The sequence below is a fragment of the Acinetobacter sp. ANC_7503 genome (assembly GCF_056780035.1).
This window is the reverse complement of the sequence record NZ_JBWYJA010000010.1, coordinates 61,596-85,222: the sequence shown is the minus strand read 5'-3', so window position 1 is coordinate 85,222 and position 23,627 is coordinate 61,596. Positions and strand designations below refer to the sequence as shown.

Annotated in this window: 17 protein-coding genes; 6 read left to right on the top strand and 11 right to left on the bottom strand. The window is 39.4% G+C overall.

The window, feature by feature from the left end; genetic code table 11:
* Positions 1-81 precede the first annotated feature (81 nt).
* Complete coding sequence (gene mutS / locus AC1M9M_RS11470) at positions 82-2,733, bottom strand: DNA mismatch repair protein MutS (RefSeq protein WP_481596391.1); 2,652 nt, start codon at positions 2,731-2,733, stop codon at positions 82-84.
* Between the two features lie 298 nt (positions 2,734-3,031).
* Here mutS and AC1M9M_RS11465 point away from each other — a divergent pair, with 298 nt between their 5' ends.
* The 5 genes from AC1M9M_RS11465 to AC1M9M_RS11445 are packed head-to-tail and all read left to right on the top strand — an operon-like array spanning position 3,032 to position 7,891.
* Entirely contained in the window at positions 3,032-4,282 is a 1,251-nt protein-coding gene (locus tag AC1M9M_RS11465; protein WP_481596390.1) for a dienelactone hydrolase family protein, read from the top strand.
* A gap of 21 nt (positions 4,283-4,303) precedes the next feature.
* Complete coding sequence (locus tag AC1M9M_RS11460; protein WP_481596389.1) at positions 4,304-5,089, top strand: SDR family oxidoreductase; 786 nt, start codon at positions 4,304-4,306, stop codon at positions 5,087-5,089.
* A 21-nt stretch (positions 5,090-5,110) separates the two neighbouring features.
* Positions 5,111-6,349, top strand: coding sequence for a styrene monooxygenase/indole monooxygenase family protein (locus tag AC1M9M_RS11455; protein WP_481596388.1), 1,239 nt, complete (start codon positions 5,111-5,113; stop codon positions 6,347-6,349).
* Between the two features lie 19 nt (positions 6,350-6,368).
* On the top strand, positions 6,369-6,893 hold the full coding sequence (locus tag AC1M9M_RS11450; protein WP_035266396.1) for a flavin reductase family protein: 525 nt from the start codon (positions 6,369-6,371) through the stop codon (positions 6,891-6,893).
* A 53-nt stretch (positions 6,894-6,946) separates the two neighbouring features.
* Positions 6,947-7,891, top strand: coding sequence for a SphA family protein (locus AC1M9M_RS11445; RefSeq protein WP_481596387.1), 945 nt, complete (start codon positions 6,947-6,949; stop codon positions 7,889-7,891).
* A 48-nt stretch (positions 7,892-7,939) separates the two neighbouring features.
* On the opposite strand, the gene AC1M9M_RS11440 is transcribed toward AC1M9M_RS11445, so the two are convergent.
* Complete coding sequence (locus AC1M9M_RS11440; RefSeq protein ID WP_092767742.1) at positions 7,940-8,977, bottom strand: AraC family transcriptional regulator; 1,038 nt, start codon at positions 8,975-8,977, stop codon at positions 7,940-7,942.
* Positions 8,978-9,437: 460 nt separating this feature from the next.
* Between AC1M9M_RS11440 and AC1M9M_RS11435 the strand changes: the two genes are divergently transcribed.
* On the top strand, positions 9,438-10,418 hold the full coding sequence (locus tag AC1M9M_RS11435) for an AraC family transcriptional regulator (protein ID WP_481596386.1): 981 nt from the start codon (positions 9,438-9,440) through the stop codon (positions 10,416-10,418).
* 43 nt (positions 10,419-10,461) lie between these two features.
* Here AC1M9M_RS11435 and AC1M9M_RS11430 read toward each other — a convergent pair whose 3' ends face one another.
* From AC1M9M_RS11430 to dnaE, 9 genes are all read right to left on the bottom strand, one after another.
* On the bottom strand, positions 10,462-11,805 hold the full coding sequence (locus AC1M9M_RS11430; protein WP_092767747.1) for an MFS transporter: 1,344 nt from the start codon (positions 11,803-11,805) through the stop codon (positions 10,462-10,464).
* Between the two features lie 98 nt (positions 11,806-11,903).
* Positions 11,904-12,938, bottom strand: coding sequence for an anthranilate 1,2-dioxygenase electron transfer component AntC (antC, locus tag AC1M9M_RS11425; protein WP_180028207.1), 1,035 nt, complete (start codon positions 12,936-12,938; stop codon positions 11,904-11,906).
* A gap of 11 nt (positions 12,939-12,949) precedes the next feature.
* On the bottom strand, positions 12,950-13,441 hold the full coding sequence (gene antB / locus AC1M9M_RS11420; RefSeq protein ID WP_035266119.1) for an anthranilate 1,2-dioxygenase small subunit: 492 nt from the start codon (positions 13,439-13,441) through the stop codon (positions 12,950-12,952).
* Between the two features lie 2 nt (positions 13,442-13,443).
* Positions 13,444-14,880: an anthranilate 1,2-dioxygenase large subunit gene (gene antA / locus AC1M9M_RS11415; RefSeq protein WP_035266117.1), complete on the bottom strand. Its 1,437-nt coding sequence runs from the start codon at positions 14,878-14,880 to the stop codon at positions 13,444-13,446.
* A 229-nt stretch (positions 14,881-15,109) separates the two neighbouring features.
* Positions 15,110-17,113 (bottom strand): esterase/lipase family protein, encoded by a 2,004-nt coding sequence (locus AC1M9M_RS11410; protein WP_481596410.1) that lies wholly within the window; start codon positions 17,111-17,113, stop codon positions 15,110-15,112.
* Positions 17,114-17,226: 113 nt separating this feature from the next.
* A complete protein-coding gene (locus AC1M9M_RS11405) occupies positions 17,227-18,144 on the bottom strand; it encodes an ABUW_2363 family tetratricopeptide repeat lipoprotein (RefSeq protein WP_092767751.1) in 918 nt (305 codons plus the stop codon).
* Between the two features lie 110 nt (positions 18,145-18,254).
* On the bottom strand, positions 18,255-19,067 hold the full coding sequence (gene cysE / locus AC1M9M_RS11400; protein ID WP_035266113.1) for a serine O-acetyltransferase: 813 nt from the start codon (positions 19,065-19,067) through the stop codon (positions 18,255-18,257).
* Positions 19,060-19,902, bottom strand: a complete 843-nt coding sequence (locus AC1M9M_RS11395; protein ID WP_481596385.1) for an RNA methyltransferase — start codon at positions 19,900-19,902, stop codon at positions 19,060-19,062. Before AC1M9M_RS11395 ends, cysE begins: the two co-directional genes overlap by 8 nt.
* Before the next feature lie 13 nt (positions 19,903-19,915).
* Positions 19,916-23,494: a DNA polymerase III subunit alpha gene (dnaE, locus tag AC1M9M_RS11390; RefSeq protein ID WP_481592097.1), complete on the bottom strand. Its 3,579-nt coding sequence runs from the start codon at positions 23,492-23,494 to the stop codon at positions 19,916-19,918.
* Positions 23,495-23,627 lie beyond the last annotated feature (133 nt).

The window sequence follows — 23,627 nt, the reverse complement described above, 5'->3', positions numbered from 1 at the left end:
CAGGCATTCTGCCTCTGATTTCAAAAATCATGATTAAAAAAAGCCAGCAGATCGCTGGCTTATTGATTGAGTGTGCTTGAACTAAGATTTTTGGAGTAATTGTTTGAGTTGGTAGAGTTGGTCTAAAGCCTGTCTTGGACTTAAGTCATCTACAATAATTTCTGAAAGAAGTTGTTCAACTTGAGAAGGTTTACGAATTTCAACCACTTTTTCAACTTCAATAATTTTTTCTACAGGGTTACTATTTGAAAATAAATCTTGAGAGAACAAATCTTTTTGCACAGGTTGGGTTTGCAGTTGGAGTTTCTCCAGTTTTTTAAGTTTAGCTTGAGCCTCTTTAATCACGTTTTGAGGAATACCTGCTAGTTTAGCGACCTGTAAACCATGACTTTGACTTGCAGGACCTTTTTGAACCTTATGCAATAAGATGAGATGACCATTCACTTCTTGCGCAGTGACATGATAATTATCAATATACGGATCCATGTCTAATTCTGTTAATTCAAAATAGTGCGTTGCAAAAAGACATAAACATTTAATGCGATGCGTCAAATCAAGAACACACGCCCAAGCTAATGACAAACCATCATAAGTGCTTGTGCCACGACCTACTTCGTCCATCAATACCAAAGATTGTTGTGTGGCATGATGTAAAATTTGAGAAGTTTCCGTCATTTCCACCATAAATGTAGATTTGCCAGAAGAAAGATCGTCTGCTGAACCGATACGCGTAAAGATCCGATCAATAGGTCCCAATTTGGCAGATTTCGCTGGAACGAAACTACCGCAATATGCCAATAGCGTAATTAACGCCGTCTGACGCATGAATGTCGATTTACCACCCATATTTGGGCCTGTGATAATCGACATACGATGCTGCTCATCTAGATAAGTATCATTTGGGGTGTAAGGCGTTTTAATCAGTGATTCAACAACAGGATGGCGTCCTGCTTGAATGTGTATTCCAATTTCAGGGCTAAATTCCGGACGATTCCAATTATATAATCTTGATAGATGTGCGAAGTTTGTAAGAACATCCAGTTGAGCAATAGCGCTCGCCATCATTTGAAGATTGGCGATATCTTGACGTAATTCATCCAATAACATTTCAAACAAAAGTTTTTCACGAGCCAATGCACGTGATTCGCTTGAAAGCACTTTATCTTCGAAAGACTTCAATTCAGGGGTGATATAACGTTCAGCATTTTTTAATGTTTGACGACGAATATAATGGGCAGGAGCTTGTTCTGCTTGCGCTCTGGTTAATTCAATATAGTAGCCACTCACTCGGTTATAACCGATTTTTAGTGTGTTTATACCTGTTGTTTCTCTTTCTTTGATTTCTAAATCAATTAAAAATTGTCCTGCATGATCGCGTATTTGACGAAGTTCATCCAATTCATGATCAAAACCATTTGCAATGACATTACCATCTCTGAGTAGAACAGGTGGGTTTTCCACAATGGCTGACATGAGGCGATGATGTAAACCATTAAAGTCACCCAATTCCTCATTCAGTTGATTGATTAAAGCGGATTGCGGTGTTGAGGTCATTGGTGCTAATGCATGGCGTAAATACGGGATCTGAGCACATGCTTGACGTAGTTGCACTAAATCACGTGGTCGCGCACTTCCTAATGCCACACGGCTGAGTACGCGTTCGATATCACTGATTTCTTTTAATACCAGACGAATTGGAGCTTCATGATAGCCAGATAATATGGTTTGTATCGCATCTAGACGCTGATCCAACAACGCAGTATCACGAATCGGTTGCATTAACGTTCGACTCAGCAGTCGGCTACCCATAGCCGTTTGGCATTGGTTGGTTAAATCAAATAATGAAGTGCCATGCTCAAACAAAGGATCAATAATCTCTAGATTTCGTCGCGTCACAGGATCAAGTGCAATAAAGTCGGAGCTTTGTTCAAGTCGAATTGAACGAATATGTGGCAATGCCGTCTTTTGGGTATCTTTGGCATAATGAATTAAAGCTGCCGCAGCTGCTTTCGCCAACTCAAGATGTTCAATTCCAAAACCAGATAAAGTACTTACGGCGAATTGATCACATAAAGTTTTTTGCGCATTATTCAGATTGAAGTCTACGTTTGGGCGTTTTGTAACGGGACAATCAAGAATTTGCTTAATCTGTTCAACCACTTCTGGATGCTTGAAATCCTCATCAATCAAAAGTTCACTTGGCATAAGACGCGCAAGTTCCAGAGGAAGTTGTTCAGCTTGAAAACTTTGTTGTTGGACTTTAAAAATACCTGCACTGAGATCTAATAGGGCGATACCAATTTCATCAGATTTAATACAGATGGATACTAAATTTGAACTCTGATGGGCATTCAGCAATGCGTCGTCTGTCAATGTACCCGGTGTAATAATTCTGACTACACCACGTTCGACAGGTCCTTTACCAGTGACTTCCCCAAGTTGTTCACAAATAACAACGGTTTCACCTTTTTTAACTAAACGCGCTAAGTATCCTTCTGCTGCATGATACGGAACTCCAGCCATTGGTATCGGTTGTCCATTCGCTTTACCACGGTGGGTTAAGGTAATCCCTAAAATTTTGGCGGCTTTATGCGCATCGTCAAAAAATAACTCGTAGAAATCACCCATACGATAGAACATTAACGAATGCGGGTGCTGTAATTTCACCGTCATGTATTGCTGCATCATTGGCGTCAATGTTGAAAGATCGATATTGGATTGATCTAAAGTCATCTTTGAAAAAAACCTGTAGTTAAATTTTGAAACGAAGAAGTACTGCTCAAGCTTAGCATGAGAAAAAATGCGTAAATCGATTATAAGATCTATTTTTAGCAAAAGATAAATGAGTCGAACCAATATTATAACCAACGACTCAATTTCGTTCATTGAATAATTAAATTCGATATCCATTTATGCAAATTCTTTGTGTAAAGAATCAGCAGTCTCTGGATAGTCTCCGCATCTTTTGGACAGTTTGTTATCGCATTTCATTTCATGATCAGATCATATTCGATGTCTTAGGGAAGAAAAAATGACAGGTCAAACGATTGAGATCACTACCAAATCGGGGAATCGCTATTCAGGGTATTTGGCAGTCCCAGAAGCTAAGAAAGGTCCAGGGATTGTATTGTGTCATGAAATATTTGGTATCAATGCAGCGATGCGAGCAAAAGCTGACTTTCTCGCAGAGGAAGGCTATACCGTTTTAGTCCCTGATCTATTTTGGCGTACTGCACCCAACATTGAGTTAGGTTATACACCTGAGGATTTTGAAAAAGCTTTTCAACTTTATCAGCAATATGATGAAGATCAGGGTCTAAATGATATTCGTGAAAGTTTAGATTTTTTATCAACTTTAGATGCGTGTGACACGACTACGGGTCAGTCAGTGGTCGGATATTGTCTTGGTGGAAAACTTGCATATTTGGCTGCATGCCGTATTGATAACTTAGCGTGTTCGGTCGCTTACTACGGTGTAGGCATTGAAAAAGCGCTCGATGAACTCTCGAATGTGAAGGGTAAGCTTGTGTTACACATGGCTGAACTTGATCAATTCTGTCCAGCTGAAGCGCGAAATCAAATTACTGAAGCATGCGCACAATTTAAACATATTCATGCTTATGTTTATGAAGGTGTTGATCACGCATTTGCACGACCGAACAGCGATCATTATCACAAACTATCGGCGCGATTCGCCCATGAACGTACCGTAACAGCATTACATGAAACGGTTGGCCCTCACTATGACTTAGTTGCATTGTGGGAAGAGCATATCAGACATGAGTTCGACACGCGCGATGTACCAGCAACCATGGCAACGATGGTCGCTCAACCGTATGTGAATCACATTCCAACATTGACAGGTGGTGTGGGATATAGCCAGTTAGCGCGATTCTATCGATATCATTTTGTACATCAAAACCCTCAAGATATGAAAATCACCTCAATTTCTAGAACTGTGGGATCTACTCAGGTTGTGGATGAATTCATCATGAGTTTCACTCACGACACTGAAATTGATTGGTTATTACCAGGTGTAAAACCGACTGGAAAATATGTCGAAATTCCAATGTTGGGGGTCATTCAGTTTAGAGGTCCAAAACTTTGTCACGAACATATTTATTGGGATCAAGCTTCTGTACTTGTCCAAATCGGATTACTTAATCCAGAAGGATTGCCTGTTGCAGGTGTAGAAACAGCGAAAAAACTTTTAGATGAAGATATTCCTTCAAATGGCTTGATGCCAAGTTGGGAGTCGAGTGATGGTAAGCCAATCGAATAATCAAAATATATGGGGCAAAAAATGGAATTAAATATTAAAGATAAAGTTGCCATTGTCAGTGGTGGATCAACGTTGATTGGACAGGCTGTGGTTCAAAGTCTCGTGAATTTAGGGGCTAAAGTTGCCATTTTAGACATTGATGACTACGGAAAAACCATAGCTGCGCAACATCCTTATGAAGTGATGTTTATACAAACTGATCTAACTTCAGACATCGCAATTCATGAAGCGGTGAACAGCATTAGAAATCATCTAGGTGAAGTCAGTTATTTAGTGAACTTGGCATGTACCTATCTTGATGATGGTTTCAAATCACCACGATCAGATTGGTTAAAAGCATTAGATATCAATTTGGTGTCTATTGTTGAGCTAACGCGTGCCGTATATGAAGATTTGCAAAAAAATAAAGGGTCAGTGGTGAATTTCACCTCGATTTCAGCGCAATGTGCTCAAACGGGACGTTGGTTATATCCAGTTTCTAAAGCGGCAATTTTACAACTGACCAAATCGATGGCAATGGATTTTGCGCCAGATGGTATCCGTGTCAACTCAGTTTCACCAGGTTGGACTTGGTCGAGAGTGATTTCTGAAGTGAGTGGACAAAATCGTACGAAAGCTGATGCTGTAGCAAGTGATTATCATCTCTTGGGACGTTTGGGTAATCCGGCAGAAGTGGCAAATGTAGTGACATTCTTATTGTCGGATGCTGCAAGTTTTGTGACTGGCGCAGACTATGCAGTAGATGGTGGGTATTCAGTCATGGGGCCTGAAACGAATCAACCCGCAATACCACGTTTAGCAGAATAAATTAAATATTGGAGAATAAAGATGAGAAAAATTGCAATTGTTGGTGCAGGTCAGTCAGGACTTCAACTTGGATTAGGGCTGCTTGATAAGGGATATGACATCACGATTTTGTCGAATAAAACTCCTGATGAGATTCGTCAAGGTAAAGTCATGTCTAGTCAATGTATGTTCCATACTGCGTTACAGACTGAGCGTGATTTAGGATTAAATTTTTGGGAAGAGCATTGTCCAGCGGTAGAAGGTATTAGTTTTGCTTTGGTTGATCCAGCAAGTGGTGAAAGAGCATTTAAATGGAGTGCGCGATTAGAGCGTTATGCTCAATCTGTTGATCAACGTGTCAAGATGCCTTATTGGCTTGAAGAGTTTCAGCGCCGTGGAGGCAAGTTTGTTCTCCAAGACGTTGGTCTAAACGAATTAGAACATTTGGCTGACGAGTATGAATTAGTGCTCTTGGCTGCGGGTAAAGGTGAAGTGGTTAAAGAGTTTGTACGTGACGCAGAACGAAGTACTTTTGACAAACCTCAGCGTGCATTGGCTTTGACTTATGTGAATGGAATGAAGCCAATTTCGCCATACTCGAGAGTGAGCTTTAATATTATTCCTGGGGTGGGTGAGTATTTTTGTTTTCCTGCGCTTACAGTAAATGGTCCATGTGACATTATGGTTTTTGAAGGGATTCCTAATGGTCCTATGGATTGCTGGGCTGAAGTTAAAACACCAGAAGAACATTTAAATAAAAGCTTAGAAATTCTGAAACAACATTTGCCGTGGGAATATGAGCGTTGTAAAGACGTAACGCTGACAGATCATGGCGGATATTTAGCAGGACGTTTCCCACCAACGGTACGTAAACCTGTCATGACATTGGCTTCTGGTAAAAAAATATTTGGTATGGCAGATGCATTGGTGGTGAATGATCCAATCACAGGTCAAGGATCAAATAATGCAGCTAAGTGTAGCAAGGTTTATTTCGATGCGATCTTAGCACACGGTAATCAAGCGTTTACCGAAGATTGGATGGAGTCAACGTTTGAGAAATATTGGTCATATGCTGAAAAAGTCGTGAGCTGGACAAATAGTTTATTGGTTCCACCTCAACCTCATGTTGTTGAGCTACTGGGTGCAGCCTCTCAGAATCAAAATTTAGCTTCTCAGATCGTTAATAATTTTGATGATCCACGTAACTTTTCACCGTGGTGGTTTGACGAAAACGCAGCGAAAGAATTATTAGAAACAGATCAAGTTTCTCAAGTGGCTTGATGGAACTGAGGTGTTAAAAATGGATGTATTAGATAAAATTAATCTGCAAGAGATTGACATCAGTAATCCTCGCGAGATTCGTAATCTTCTTGGTCAGTTTGCCACAGGTGTTACCGTAATCACCACACGTGGAACGGATGGACGAAAAGTGGGTATGACAGCCAATTCATTTTCTTCGTTGTCATTAGATCCACCGCTTGTGTTGTGGAGCTTGTCGAAAACAGCACCAAGTTTGCCCGATTTTGTTGCAGCTGAGCACTTTGCAATTCATATGTTAACGAAGGAGCAGCATCAGCTTTCTACCCATTTTGCCCGTGGTGCACAAGATAAGTTTGCCACAGTTGATCATGGTGAATGTGATACAGGTGTTCCATTACTGAACGAAGCACTTGCTACACTTGTCTGTAAAAATGTACAGCAATACGAAGGTGGCGATCACTTGATTTTTATCGGTGAAATTCAAAAATATCAACAAACTGCTGGTGAGCCCTTAGTGTTTCATGCTGGTCGTTACCAAATTGCAGCGAGCCATCCAGACCTTTAATCATTGCTTTAAAAACCACGATGAACAATCGTGGTTTTTTATGGGAAATACACATGAAAAATAAAATTATATTAAGTGCTTTAACCTTGTTTACTACAGCAAATTCATCACATGTTTTTGCTTATGATTTACCGACTGTGAATTTGGGTATGACCAGCTTTCTAGATGGTGGACTACCAGCTGGAGCTGGTTGGTATTCGCAAACGTATTTTCAACATTATGACAGTGATAAGTTGAGAGATACGAGTGGACAAAAGCTTCCGCTGCCCAAAACAGATTTAAATTATCAAGTGATTGTCGAGCAATTAAGTTACATGTCGACCTATAAACCGACTGCTCATTCAAGTCTAGGTCTGAATTTACTTATCCCTTATTTAAGTAAAATCAGTGTTGACGATGGTTTAAATAATCAAGCCTTAAAAGCTAAAAGTGGATTTGGAGATTTGATGATTGGTCCATTTCTCCAGTTTGATCCAGTCATGGGTGAACAGGGACCAAAATTTGTTCATCGAATTGAATTTCAGCTAAATTTGCCAACAGGGGAATATCAGCAAAACCGTGATATTAATCCGGGTAATAATGCATTTTCCTTCAATCCATATTGGGCTGCAACGTATTGGTTTAATCCGAAATGGACAGCTTCGACACGCGCTCATTATTTGTATAATTTTAAAAATGATGATCCAACTTATGGTTTTGGTGCTGCTGATGACATCCAAGCGGGGCAAGCAGTACACATTAACCTAGCATCTGAATATGCTGTACATGATCAGATTCGATTGGGTTTAAGTGGGTACTATTTAAAACAGCTTACCGATACTAAAGTTGATGGTGTAAAAGTCGATGGTCGCAAAGAAAGTGTGTGGGCAGTTGGACCTGGACTTATGTATAGTCACTCGCCAAAAAATCATGTCATCGCAAATGCATATTTCGAGCATGATGCAAAAAATAGAACTGAAGGCGATCGATTTCAAATTCGATACATTCATCATTTCTAATCAAATAAGCCTGTGATTTCACAGGCTTTTTTATTGACAGACATAAAATTAAGAGAAGAGTGAATTTTGTGTAATCTTACGCGTTGATGATGGCAGCTCGCCATAACGACGTTTGTACTCTTGTGAAAAACGACCTAAATGAGTAAAGCCCCACTTAAATGCAACATCAGTGACCGTGGCATGTTCATTATTCATCAGTTCAAGATGAGCTTGTTCAAAACGAAGCTCACGTAAATATGCCATAGGGGTAATGCCAAAATGGTTTTTGAATCCTGCAAAGAGTGTTCGTGCACTTACACCTGATTGTTCAGCCAAGACTTCTATGTTGAGTGGTTCATGTAAGTGGTGGTGAATGTATGCTTCAGCACGTTTGATAAAGTAGGGCGCTAATTTTTTCTCATGATGAGAATTTGCTTTAAAAAAAGCATTATTTGGTTGGCCATAAATTAGCGCATTAAATAGATTTGATTCAAACTGCTTAAATGCAAGTGGGTGGTGGAGAGGATGATGCTCACATTTAAGTGCATCCATCATGGTTCTCAAAAGTTGCAGAAAATATCCACCAGATTGGGTGGTAAAATCAAGTCGAGGATTAAAAATTACATTTTTTTGTTCAGATTTCACGATATGTTGCTGACAATGATGTGCAAAATCATCTTTTGAAATTTTGAGAATGAGTTGAGGGGAGTGAGCACGCCAGCGCATTCTGAGTGACTGGTCAGGTGAGATAATTGACGCTACTTCTGAGTATGAAATAAATTTATCTTGACCAAATTCAATTTCAGCATAGCCTCGAGTAGGAATCTGAATAAGATAAAACTTTTCAAGTTGATCTGGTTCGATCAATACATCTGCGCCATATTCCAAGCGGCTGATAGAAAGAGCCCCAGTTTGAACATGATGCATGCTTGCACTAAAATTTTTAGCTGATTTTAACACTTTTAGAGCATGAGGCTTAAAAATTTGCCCTACATTTTTACAAGTTTCGCTCAAATCTGCTTGATTGAAGACCAAGTTTTGACTGTTGAAAATTGATTCATTACTAAAATTTTGCCCAGTTAGCTGAGAGGAATGAAGCTGGTTCATTGTGAATCCTTTTGGCTCATTAGTAGTCCGTACCATGACAGTAGTGTTAAATTGATATCATGGAATGAGATTTACGATATAAATAAATGAAGCAATATTCAGACCAGAAATAATAATTTTAAAATTTAATAGCTATAGTGGTAATTGAAAAAAATTACATTTATTTATATCAGTCCTATCCTTAGGACGTTATTTAAAAATCTATCTCTATAATCGCTGAATGTCAAATAAAACCGAATTTTTTATCATTATGATTTTAATATAAGTTAATGAAAATATTATAAAAAATAAAAATACCTATTAAGTAATATAAGATACCAAATTAGTATTTTTTAATTTACTAATCTGTGTTCAAAAATATATCTAAATATTTAGTCGAAGCAAAGAGACTTTATTTCGACATTATTATTAAAAATGTTTTATAGTATTTATCATGATTCAAAATAGCTAGGTGAACAGGATGATCACACTCAGCCAACATAAGGATCTTAGTCACGCATCGCGTGAATTGAATGTTGCTCAACGATTAATGAGCCTTATTTGTGGTTCACATCAATTAGAAACTGCTCGTAAAGATCAGCTTGATTTTCATTATTCAGGTATACGCTTGCCGAGTAAAAAAATGGCAATTGGCTGTATCAGTTATGGCACAGATGTGTCTATTCAAATTCAGCAGCTAGGTGCATACAGTATCAGTTTGCCTATTCATGGACAGCAAACATTGCGTATGAATGGAGAAACTCATTTATCACACAGTGATAATGGAATCATTGTTTCTAGTCAGGATCAGCAAGAACTCATCATTCACCGTAATTGTAAAAAATTTCAAGTGGTGATTCCTGAAGAAAGTGTCAAATCTGTACTTTCCAATTTGCTTTCTAAACCTGTTAAAGAGCGGGTGATTTTTGAGCCAGATATGCCATTTAGTGAAGATAACTTCCTAAGATTGTGGTGGAATAATATTCAACAATGTTTATCGCTCAGGCAAGATTATTCTCGTTTTGATGGTTTAAATCTGCTTTCTCAAGATTATGAAAGTTTTTTGATTAAGGCTTTGCTTTTAACCCAGCACAATAATTATTCCAATGAATTAAGATCGCTCCAAGAGTATCAGCTTCCGAAGCCAGTCATGTTGGTCAGAGAGTTTATCCATCGTTTTGCTGATCAAGAGTTGGATGCATCAGATTTAGTCATGATATCGGGAACTTCAAAATCGACTTTATACCGTGAGTTTCAACAAGCGCTGCATATGAGTCCTATGGATTATTTAAAAAACTATAGACTTGAACAGATTCATCATGCTTTGCTGCAGAACAATGCAAATATTTCCATTTCGAGATTGGCTTATGACTGGGGATTCAGACATTTAGGACGATTTTCTCAAGAATACAAAGCCAAATATGGGGTTCTCCCGAGTGAAACACTTAAAATAATGGTTTAAAAAAAAGCCCCTTGATTGGGGCTTTTTAATGACTGAGTTGAGATTACTGCGTTACCTCTGCAGTTGCAGTATTGGCTGATTCAGGTTGTTTTAGTCCTTTTAATGCGAGCGCAATAAACGAAATAAATGTCGGAATTGCTAGGACATAGAAAATACCTGCAAGAGATAATTCAAAAGTAAAAATCAGTGATCCGTAGAACGCACCTAAGATCGCACCGATACGACCAATACCATGCATCCATGAAACACCTACACCGCGGCACACTGAAGGGTAGAACAGTGCTGTTAATGGAAGTAGTGATGATTGAGCACCCACTAATAATGCGCCAATTAAGAAAATTGCAATACCGAGTAAAACAATACTTTGGCTTACGAATGCTGCAACGAAGAACAATACAAATGCTGCGAGATAAGAATATTTAATCACAGTATTTGGATTAACTTTATCCATATACCACCCCATAAAGCATGCACCTATTACACCGCCGAATGGGAAAATCGCTGCAATTAAACTAAACTGCTCTGTTGTAAATCCAGCGGTTTTAAGAATAGTTGGCATCCAGCTGGTTAACAGATAAAACACCATTAGGCTGGTAAAGCAACACAGCCAAAGCATTGCCGAACCCCAAAAGTATTTGCTAAACAAAATTTTAACAGGGCTTTGTTTAGGATCTAATACTTCTGCTTCAGGTAGAACAAATACAGTACTTTGATCAAATGTTTGACCGTGAATCTTCTCAAGAATTGGTTTTGCTTTTTCTTGACGATTTTGTTTGATGAGGTATTGAGGTGATTCAGGTAACTTGGTAATCAAAAATACCAATACAATGAGTGGGATTACACCGCCAATAATAATGACATTTGCCCACCCTTGATTCTCTAATAAGAACGCAGATAAGACACCGCCACTTGAGATCCCTAACATAAATCCGCAACCTGCTAATCCGGTCAGGAATGCTTTACGTTTTAGAGGCATGTATTCGGATACCATTGTGCTGATATTCGGCATAGCCGCACCAAGTCCGACCCCTGTAATAAAACGATAGATCATAAGTTCTTGTGTGTTAGAAGCAAATCCACACATGATGGTGAAAATTGAAAACAACAAAGTCGTCATTACGATGACACCCTTGCGTCCAAATTTATCAGATAATGGTCCTGAGATAATGGCGCCGATCGACATGCCTACTAAGGCCGCACTCAGCACAGGTGCTAGATCTGGTTTTGAAATCCCCCAATCATCTAACAATGCTGGTGCAATAAAGCCTAAGATGCCAGTGTCTAATCCATCACAGAAAAAAACCAAAAACCCCAGAAAGAAAACTGTCCATTGTAAAGGGGACATTTTTTCCCGATCAATAACGTCATTTACAATTATTTTTTGCATTTAAAATTTCCATATATTCAAACGTTAGAACAAAAAAGGACTATCGTTTGCAAAGAATATTAACGATAGTCCTTAGTGATTGTCATCAGCTCATTTAATTATCTAGAGCTATGACTTTGAATAAACTTCTCACTGTAAACACGTCCGTTGTCTATCTGGTGATCAGCTAACCAATTTTTGACAGCATCGATCATTGGTGGCGGACCACACAAATACATATCGAATGCTGATTCGCTTAATTGCGATTGATCTAAATGTTCGTGGATAAATCCTTTTTTTCCAGTCCAATCATTAGAAGGTTGTCCGATTACGGGATGATACTCAAAGTGTGGAATCTTAGCTGAGTATGCTTTTAACCTTTCTTGTTCACACAAATCTTGCTCTTTGTTTACACCATAATACAGATGTACTGGTGGAATTTGAGGTTGTTTCACAATTTGATCTAGCATTCCTAAAAATGCTGACAATCCAGTACCTCCTGCGACAAAGACTAATGGCTTTTCTTTTTCCACTTCGCGAAGATAAAAACTTCCTAAAGGTGCTTCGAGTAAAATTGTATCCCCAACTTTTGCTCGATCTCGCAGATAGTCACTCATGAGACCTTGCGGGAGTAAGCGAATTAAAAACTGTAATTGATTACCTTCATTGGGTAAATTGGCAAAGGAATAAGAACGCCAATCATTTGCACCAGGAATTTTTAATCGAGCATATTGACCCGGTAAATAATCAATTTTCTGCGTATGTTGACTGGCATCTACATGAATGATTGCCGTAGTTTCAGAGACTAATTCTACGTGAGTCACTTTGGTTTCGAGTTGAAGTGTTTCACCAGCATTACAGAAACTTGAGTCATGATCGAAATAGAATGCAGCATTCGATTGCACTCGTGTTTGACAAGCTAAAATTTTACGCTCTGCCAGATCACGTTCGGTTAATGCTTCTTCATCGACATAATCTTGAGTGTAATTGCCACTTTCACATTGCCCTTGACAGGTTGCGCAAACGCCTTCACGGCAGTCTAAAGGCAATGTGATACCTTGACGGAACGCAGCATCAAGTAAAAGCTCATCATTATTCACAGAGATAAAGAACGTTTTACCATCTGCAAAGTTGAGTGCAACAGAATGACTCATTCTTTTACTCCTTAAACGTGATAGAAGTCGAGCACAGAATCAATTTTGTCATTCAACAAAATGGTGTGCTGTTTACGAATGCGGAAAGTGTCTTCATGTTGACGAAGGATATAAGTGACATGCCCGTAAAAATAGCCTTCTAAACCTTGGCGGTTATAGAATGTCGACCAACCCGCTTTAACTTCTAATAATCCGTCTTCAAGTGTTTTTACACGGATGTTGTGAATCGCATGCATGAGACGCGGAAGGGGCGTAGCTGATGCAGCTTTACCAGTTCCTATACGGAATACGCGATCTTCAAGGCCAGCACGGTTTTCATAGTAGATATATGAAAGCCCTTGGTTTGGATCAGTGACGTATTCATGGTCACTAATCCATTGTGGAATGTGGTATTCGCTGTCTTCGTCATAGAGTTCTAGATATGCGTCCCATTCATAGTTGTCACAAAGCGCAGATTTTTCATATAAAAATTGAGAAACTTGATGTACAAGAGCTTGTGTCATGATTAAGCCTCCTCAGTTGTCGCTTGTGATGCAGGGCATTCGTGTGGTTCAGAAGTATCTTCAGTGAGTTTAAGTGCTTTATTTTTTAAGCCTTTTAACATGAGATCGCGCCAAACTTGGTGTTGATTGACATATAAACCTTCTTGAGTGATTTCAGTACCCGTGATGACTGGTTTGATCCCTAATGTTTGAGCATTCGGGCTGTCGCCATAATTCCACTTGTGATAACCGCGCGAAATGTCACTCCAGCGTTCTAAACGAGCTTGGAAACCACGCTGTTGTTCACGGAATTCGACTAAATCGTCAGGTGTGCCTAAGCCCGATACGTTGAAGAAATCTTCGAATTGACGAATACGGTTACGACGTGCTTCAGCCGACTCACCTTTAACACCAATACACTGGCTAATGACTTCAGTTTTATTCCACGCAACTGGACGAATAATACGAAGTTGCGAACTGATTTGATCCATAAAGAAAAGGCTTGGGTATAAGTTCAAGTTTCTGAGACGATGCATTGCCCATTCAGCACGTTTTTGACCATATTTTTCAACCAGATATGGCATCACAGTTGCGTAACCAGGACGTACAGTTGGGTTAGGCATGTCACTAAACAAAACGTTATGACCATTTTTAAATGAGAACCAACCATCATCAGTTGTGTCATCACCAGCACCTAATTTACTGTAATCAAGTGTGTCCTTTGGTCCTGTCCCTTTTTGTGCATTCAGTTGCTGACGATATTGAACTGTAGAGACATAGTTATAGTGAACAGTACTTACGTGGTAGCCATCTACACCATTTTCATTTTGTAGCTTCCAGTTTCCAGCAAAGGTATATGCTGATTTACCCGGTAAAACTTCTAATTCACCTGTAGGTGATTGTTCAACCATAAGATCAAGGAAAACACGTGTATCTCCTAAATAATCTTCTAAGGTGTCTGTAGCTGTTGTATCTAAACTAACGAAGACAAATCCTTTATAACTTGCAATACGTGCTTTTTTTAGACCTCGTGATGATTTATCAAAGTCATCACAATACTCACCAGGAGCTTTAACTTTTACGAGGCGACCATCCGATTTGTAACACCAAGCATGGAACGGGCAGGTAAATGTGGATTGATTACCTTTAGCAACTCGGGTCAATGTAGCACCACGGTGCTCGCAGGCATTGACCATTGCATTTAAATTACCTTGACCATCACGGTTAATGATGAGCGGTTGGCGACCAATTTGAACAGTGACAAAGTCATTTGGTTTTGGAATTTCACTTTCATGACACGCGTAGATCCACACCTTTTCAAAGATCATTTCCATTTCTAGATCAAAAAGTTCTGGTTCAGTAAACATGTCACGTGCGATACGATAGACGCCATCCTCTGGTCGAAAATCGATACATCCTTCAATAAAATCATGCCATTCGATGCTGCTACGAGATCCCATGGTCTAACTCCTTATATCACTTGATTTCATTTATCTTTGAATCTATTGAACAGTGATTAACGGAGTCAGGCTATCCAGTTTGTTCTAATCGTTATCCATTTTTTCTCAAATATTTTATGGAGAAGGTAGTTAAAATATGAGTGGGATTCAAAAGTTGTACTTTGGGACTATAAAAACAAAAAGCCGATGCATCTTTGATACATCGGCTGATAAAAGCTAAAGGAAATCGTTATTTGGCAATTCCAAGCTCTGTCAAATGAAGTCTTAGGATTCGTCTTAATTCCAAAACAGCTTCAGGCGTTTCCTGAATTGAGTGACCACCTTTGATAATAATCTCAGATTGTGCCCCTTTAAGATGCGCACTCTGATAAGGCACGATCCCATCTGACATAACAGTAGGATCTTTACTCTCAGTCACATTCCCCATGATGGAGTGAAATTTAAACCCTTTAACTGGCGTCACAGGTGAGGTTAATTTGGTGAAAGGAGAGTTGTGACTCAGATCACTCGGACCATTTTGAATCAATCCATGACCTAAGTCTTTGACAAAATGTTTAATATTAATATCTTTATCTGAGAGCGATTCAGCAAATGCACCCAAAAATGCACCTGGCAACTTGATCACTTTACGCGCAGCTCGTGTAAACCAACGATCAGCATAATCTGTACCTCGATGAGGTGCTGCTAAGAAAATAGCACGATTAAACTGCGGCACAGGTTTGATTTGTAAACGAGCTTTAAATAAAGGTTCATTCTTAAAGCGGCTAATTTGAGAATTTTTTAATTGAGACAATGCAGGTTGTGTTAAATCAGCTTGGCTCACCAATAATCTTGAAATAATACCACCCATACTATGTCCAATCAGAACTGCATCTTTAGCTGACGCCGTAGATTGATCAAGTGAATTAAATGCTTGTTGAATGATCGCATTCACCTGAAAGCGACTTTCTAAAATTGGCATATTGGTTGAGTAAAATACTTGCCAAACTTGATAATGCTCTCTTAGAACATTATCTCCCATAATGTCATTGGTTAATGCAATCCAAGCTTCTGGACTGCTTGCAAGTCCATGCACCAAAACAATAATTTTTTTGTTTGGATTATAGGGTTCGAGCATAAAGAGATGGGGCATTGTGATTGTATTGTCACGATCAATCAAACTCAAATATGCAGCAGCACCTAAGTTATTTTCGGCAAGCCACAAACCATAAGGTGCAGAGTAATTCGCAGCTAAAGGATAAACTTTTCCACCTACTTTTAATTGATCTAATCCATAAGGATCATAAATATTCAGGGTGAAATGCGGTTCATTCAGAATATCCTCTACATTAGTTTGACGCGCAGGCTCAGCGGTCATCGTGACTGAAAGATAACGTGGTGGATGAATATTAGGGTTACGACCATTTTTATAAGCGTGATTTAATGGATCTACAATATATTTACCTGAATCGCTATTTCGCTCTGGCGCTGGAAGCGTTGCGACAAATTCCGCACCGAAACCATCCCGACGGTTAATCGAACGCAAGCCACTAAAATTGAGGTTGTAGCTTGAAAGCAGGCTATCTAATTTTTGATTAGCAATCTGAGGGTAATGGTCATAGTTGATGGTATAAATGCTTTCACCAATTTTTATTTGTTTGGGAACTTTTTCACCCGTATAGCGCATACCATAGGTCATCACCATTTTCGCCAAGGCTTGATTGTAGAAATCTCGTATTTGAACTTGTCTATTATCGAAAATACGGTCGCTTGGTTGGCGTTTTGTCTTGAATAGATAGGCATAACTATAACGAATACTTTTATCAAGCATTGCTAACTGTTGGTCAAGACATTGACTATAGTTTTCTTGATGAAGTTTTTGCTTTTCTTCTGACTGATATTTATTAATTAAACTGGTATTACAATCAGAAGAATTACTGAGGGTTAATGCCCGTGTCAAATATGCTTCACTTGCAGTTGAATAAAGTTGTTCATCTTGAATTTGTTTTATTTTTTTTAGATCAGATACGCATTTATCTGGATCATTAGAACAACTTTCAGCCTCACTGCCTGTCATGGAGAGGACATTAAGACTCGCTTCACTCATTTTTTTACGCGTTAATATGCTATCTCGTTCATTCGCGATCGAAACATTAAGCGCTTGATTTTTTACACTGACGACTTGGCAACCTGTCATAAATAGTGGTGTTGCGAGCAGTAGGACGCCGATGTATTTATTGTTCATCATAAACATATTTTCAACTGTCAGCATGAATCATTAACGCTGAGCATACGTTATTTTTAGGGAGATAAAAATAAGTGCTAAAAAAAATAGACTGAATGATCAGTCTATTTTTTTTAATAAGATTATGATTTCGCTGGATTGTTTAAAATTTGCCAAACATTGTAACGACCTTGTTTCTCAATTTCTTGAATCAAGCGGTCAGCAACTTCAGTTTCTTCAGGATATTTCACCTTGTAATTTTTTAAAGTTGTGATTGCATTTTTCTTTTGGCTCAATGCGAGGTAGTTATTAACAGCTACGAGATAAGCTTCTTGAACACCCGCTTTGATGGCCTTATCGATATATGGAATAGCTTCTTTTTGACCACCACCTTCAGACAAAGAGAAACCAAACCAGAAGTTCGCTTCAGCGTCTTCTTTGTTGATCTTCAGGATTTGTTGTGCATATTTTAATGATTTAGTGGTATAAGCAGAACCAAGATCGAGGTTACGACCCAATATACTTGCTTTAAATGCACGAATTAGGATATCGAATGACGCGTTATCTTTCGCTGCTAAAGTATCTAGTTGAGCTGAAACTTCACGTAATTTAGCTTCAAAACCGCGACGTTCTTGACGATCTGTAAAGCGAGGAGGATAGTGACGTGCTTTACCTTCAACCATCTGGAGGAAGTCATCAATTTCTGTAATATCGATTTCATTTTGACCCGCTAAAACCGTGTATTTCATCGCACGTTGTGAACTATTCACAGTTGGTACGATTAATTTGTTTTGGTCGAGGATCATCTTTCTGTTTGGATTATTTGGATCAGTCACCTCAAGTTTTTGAAGTGGTGCAGCAGCAGCTTTTTTTAGTTCAAGCTCGAATACTGGTGGTTGGCTATAATTAAAAGGATTTAATGCATAAAATGGCGCACTTAAATCAGGCTCAGAAAAGACGATTGGATCGTTTGTTTTAGATTGTTTTTTTACTGCTGGAGAGCTACAAGCACTCAATAATGAAACAGCGATCATGGTGGCAATGAGGGGCTTAATCGTCATATTTTCTTCCAATATTATGTTTTTAAATTCTAGTTCAGGTTGTATCTGAGTCTATGAAAAGTCGAAACAACATGCAACTCAGATTCACCTAACTTAGTCAAACTTATACATTAAGCTTTTGATTGTGCAGTTTGAGCTTCGCACTCACGACGAACTTCGTCAATGATTTTTAACTCTTCAGCACTAAATGGTTGTCCATTACTTTGAGCGTTATTAAATGTTGGATCAAGTAATGAAAGTCGCTGACATAGAGTGTTCATGCGCTTTTCATTGTGCTGTATACGATCCAATAATACTCGCATACCTTCTAACATAGGATCTGATTGATCTTGGGTTGTCGCATAAGGCTGAAAACCGATGCTTTCTGCATAATTGCGTCGTTCGGATTCTTTGTCCAAATCTTTTTGCTGATTTTTAATAATAAATCGCGCTGGGTTACCTACGGCAGTAGCACCTTCAGGGACTTCTTTGGTGACCACAGCATTCGAACCCACCTTCGCATTCTTATGCACGGTAAATGGTCCTAAAATTTTCGCACCTGCGCCAACGACTACACCATCTTCTAAAGTTGGGTGACGTTTGCCTTTATTCCAAGTGGTACCACCTAATGTCACGCCATGATAGAGCGTCACATCATCACCAATTTCAGCTGTTTCCCCAATGACCACACCCATACCGTGATCAATAAAAAAACGTTTGCCAATTTTGGCACCTGGGTGAATTTCGATACCAGTTGCAAAACGACTAAAAGAAGACAGCATGCGGGCTGAAGTTTTACACTCTTTTTTCCAAAGCTCATGCGCAACACGATGCATAATCAGTGCGTGAATTCCTGGATAAGTGGTTAAAACTTCAAATGTGTTGCGCGCCGCAGGATCGCGGGCAAACACAGCTTGAATATCTTCTTTAAGCTGTTTAAGCATCTTTTGATTTCTCTTTAGAATCTGACTTTTTCCATGTGCCATTGTTCAATGCCTGAACACGACTGAAAATACCTCTAAGAAGATGGTACTCCATACGATCTAATTGTATACGTCCGAATAAGCGACGCAAGCGTAAAGGCAATAATCGTGGGTTTTCTGGGTCTAAAAACTCGATTTCGTGCAACATTTTTTCAAAATGAGGATAAAATTGTTCCATCTGTTGATGTGTTACCAACGGCTCATCCCAATGCATAGAATCTTCATCAGTCACTTTCATAACTGCTTGAGGATCTTCAACTTGTTCCATGATAGCCGTGGTCGCCATTCGCATTTCATAGCAAATAATTTGAATGGCTTGAGCGACATTGAGTACCCCATAGTCTGTATTCACAGGGATGGTCACATGGTAATTCGCCAAGGCCAACTCTTCATTGGTTAATCCGCGATCTTCACGCCCAAATATTACGGCAATTTCTTGTTGTTCTTTGATCACCGCTTGCATCGATTTATCAGCAGCAGGTCGAGCATCTAATAAAGGCCATGGAATAGTTCGGCTACGAGCACTTGTACCAAAGACTAAATGACAATCTGCGATGGCTTCTTCAAGCGTTTCTACAATCTGAATTTGATCAATTAAATCGGTTGCACCGGCTGCAAGTGCATCAATATCAGGATGAGGATAAGTTTTAGGTGCAACTAAAACCAATTTTGAAAGCCCCATGGTTTTCATTGCTCTAAGTGCGCTACCGATATTCGCAGGCAGGGTAGTATTCACCATGACAATACGCACATGAGACAAATGCGCTGAGACAGCAGCATTATCAATTAAATTCATAAATCTTCCAAAATTAAGAGTATTGACTGACTTCCGTCATGTATTGATCCATTGCTTCATCCATACTGATCTGGTCAGGTGGAGAGGCATGTGATGTGATGACTGGTTCTGATTTTGGTTCTGCGGCGTGGGAACGTGCAGCTTTTGACTTGACATGATACTCCACATGTAAGGCCTCTTTACCAAAATAGTCGCGCAGTTTGAACAATAAGTCATCGAGTGGTGCGACATTCCATTGTGGTGGTAAATGAAAATCAGCCGTTGCATATGGAAAGTCGAGTTGTACTTGTAATGGCACATGCTGACACATATCTACATCACAAAATGGTTGAATGATCTGTGAAAGCTCTTGACCAAGATTTGGCTGAATATGCTCAGGTTGTAATTTGATGAGGATGTGATTCGCACGTTTTTGACGAATTTCATTTAATGTAAACGCTTTTGTAAGACGTCCCATCGGACGGTCGAAGCCTTCACGTTCATAAATTTCACCTTCAATCACGATCACTCTTTCATTCACAATAATGTCTTTAAAACGTTGGAAGCGTTCATGATTTGCTGAGACTTCAATTCGAGCAGTACCATCATCGAGTGTGATCATCATGCGGTTAGGGAAATTTGCGACATCCACAACCAAGCCGGCAAATACTGTAGTCACGCCACGACGTGTTGGAGTCAGCTCATTAATTTTGTTAGAAATAAATGCTTTTAACTCGGGGCGATACACATCAATCGGGTGTCCCGTTAAGTATAAACCTAAGGTGTCTTTTTCACCTTTTAAACGGACTTCATCAGACCAAGGTTTTACAGGTTTAGTGGGTTTACGTTGAACTTCTTCAACTTCACCAAATAAATCCATAATGCCAGTTTCGCGATTTGAACGAGCTTGTTCGGCAGCTTGTACAGCTTCAGGCAATTGAGCCATTAAAGTCGCGCGTTCAAGTCCGAGACAATCTAATGCACCTGAGCGAATCAAAGCTTCAAGTGTACGTTTATTGATTTTCTTCAGATCAATGCGATGGCAGAAATCAAATAAATCTTTATAAGGTCCAAGTTGCTTACGTGAATCAATGACGGATTGCATAGCTGCTTCACCAACACCCTTGATTGCACCTAGACCATATACAATGGTTTTTTCATCAATTGCATGGAATTGATAAATCGACATATTGACGGAAGGTGGTAACACGTCGAGACCATTGTTACGACAGTCATCAATCAAGAATACGATACTATCCGTGTTTTGCATTTCCGAAGTCAGTACAGCGGACATAAACTCAGAAGGATAGTGTGCTTTTAACCAAGCCGTCTGATAAGCCACTAATGCATAGGCTGCAGCATGTGATTTGTTGAAACCATAGCCTGCAAATTTTTCCATATAGTCGAAGATATGGTTCGCCGTTTGCTCATCGATATCTTTTTTTGCAGCACCTTCAATAAAGATTTGGCGTTGTTTAACCATCTCTTCAGGTTTCTTTTTACCCATCGCACGACGAAGTAAGTCCGCACCACCTAGACTATATCCGGCACAATACTGAGCTGCTTGCATAACCTGTTCTTGATATACCATAATCCCATAGGTAGGTTCTAAGACACCTTCTAATAGGGGATGTAAGTATTCGAACTCTCCACCATGCATACGATGAATAAAGTCTGGAATTAGATCCATTGGGCCCGGGCGGTACAATGACACGAAAGCAATAATTTCTTCAAATTTACTTGGGCGTGCTTCCTTGAGCATTTTTTTCATGCCCACGGATTCAAATTGGAATACCGCAGTGGTATTTGCTTCGGCAAATATAGAATATGCAGCTTTGTCATTTAGCGGAATATTCTCAATCTTTAGAGGTATATCAAACTTCAATCGTTGGTTAATGTGCTGAATAGCATCTTCAATTACAGTAAGATTTCGCAATCCCAAGAAGTCAAATTTAACAAGTCCTGCCGCCTCAACATCGTCTTTATCAAATTGAGCGACACGACCGGTACCATCTTCGTCACACAGTACAGCTGAGAAGTCCGTAATCTTGGTCGGTGCGATTACAACACCACCTGCGTGCTTACCAGTGTTACGCGTTATTCCTTCAAGTTTAAGCGCCATTTCCCAGATTTCTGATGCATCTTCATAATCTGGGTTGGATGGGTTGGTTACAATATCTTTAAGTTGTGGTTCGGCTTCTAAAGATTCTTCTAAACTTAAACCCAAAGGTTTAGTCGGGATCATTTTAGAAATACGATCTGCTAAGCCGTAAGACTTACCTAAAACTCGTGCAACATCTCGAATTGCACCTTTCGCTGCCATCGTACCAAAGGTTGCAATTTGAGATACAGCGTCACGCCCATAAGTTCGTGCTACATAATCAATTACACGATCACGACCTGCGATACAAAAATCCACGTCAAAGTCTGGCATCGAAACACGTTCAGGGTTTAAGAAACGTTCGAAAAGAAGTCCGTATGGTAGTGGATCTAAATCTGTAATTTTTAAACTGTATGCAACTAATGAGCCTGCACCTGAACCACGGCCCGGGCCTACAGGTACGCCATTATTCTTGGACCACTGAATGAAGTCCATGACAATCAAGAAGTAACCTGGGAATCCCATCGAGTTAATGATCTTGATTTCGAAATCTAATCGGTCGTCATATTCTTTGCGAATTTCAGGCCAGTCTTCTCCACGTTTCTCCACAGGATAAAGGTGATTAAGACGTTCTTCTAATCCTTCTTTAGACAAATGGGCAAAGAAGGTATCAATTGTATGACCTTCAGGAATTGGATAGTCAGGTAAAAAGTATTTACCTAAGCGAAGTGTCACATTACAGCGTTTAGCAATTTCAACTGTATTTTGAATAGCACTGGGGATATCAGCAAATAACTCCACCATTTGCGCTGTTGTTTTGAAATATTGCTCAGGGCTGTAAGTACGTGGACGACGATTATCACCTAAAACATAGCCATCTGCGATGCAGACGCGCGCTTCATGGGCTTCAAAGTCTTCTTCTCTAATAAAATGAACATCATTATGAGCGACAACACCGATTTGATATTTTGCGGCTAATTTAACAGCTTCAATAATAAAATCTTCTTCTTGTGGGCGATTGGTGCGCGTGAGTGCTAAATAGACACGATTGCCAAATTTTTCGATCCAAGCTTCAAGTAAGGGTTCAGCTTTTTCAGGGCTACTTGAACACAGCATTTCTCCAACATCACTTTTAATCCCTAAAAGTGCAATCATGCCCGGCGCTTGTTCTAACACCCATTCTTTTTTTACACACGGGATACTGAGTTGTTGTCCTTCAATAAAGCCGCGCGATACTACTTCAGTTAAACTACGCCAACCCTCATTATTCATCGCCAGTAAAGTCATACGATGTGATTCATCATTCAAACGAATCACACTTCCTAAAATAGGTTTAATCCCTTTTTTAAGACACGAGGTATAAAACTTCACTGCTGCATGTAAGTTCGATAAATCTGTCATCGCGAGTGCAGGCATAGAATCCTGTACAGCAGACTTCATTAGATCAGGTATACGTACGATTGATTCAGTAATAGAAAATTCTGTATGAACACCGAGATGAACAAACTGCATAGATGAGTCCTTTACAAGAGCAGAGCGTATTTTATCATGCAAAGTGATTTAGAGCTGAGAATCCACGATATTTTATATGATTCGCACAAATTATCTTCGATTTGAATAAAGGCGATTTTATATCAATCAAAAA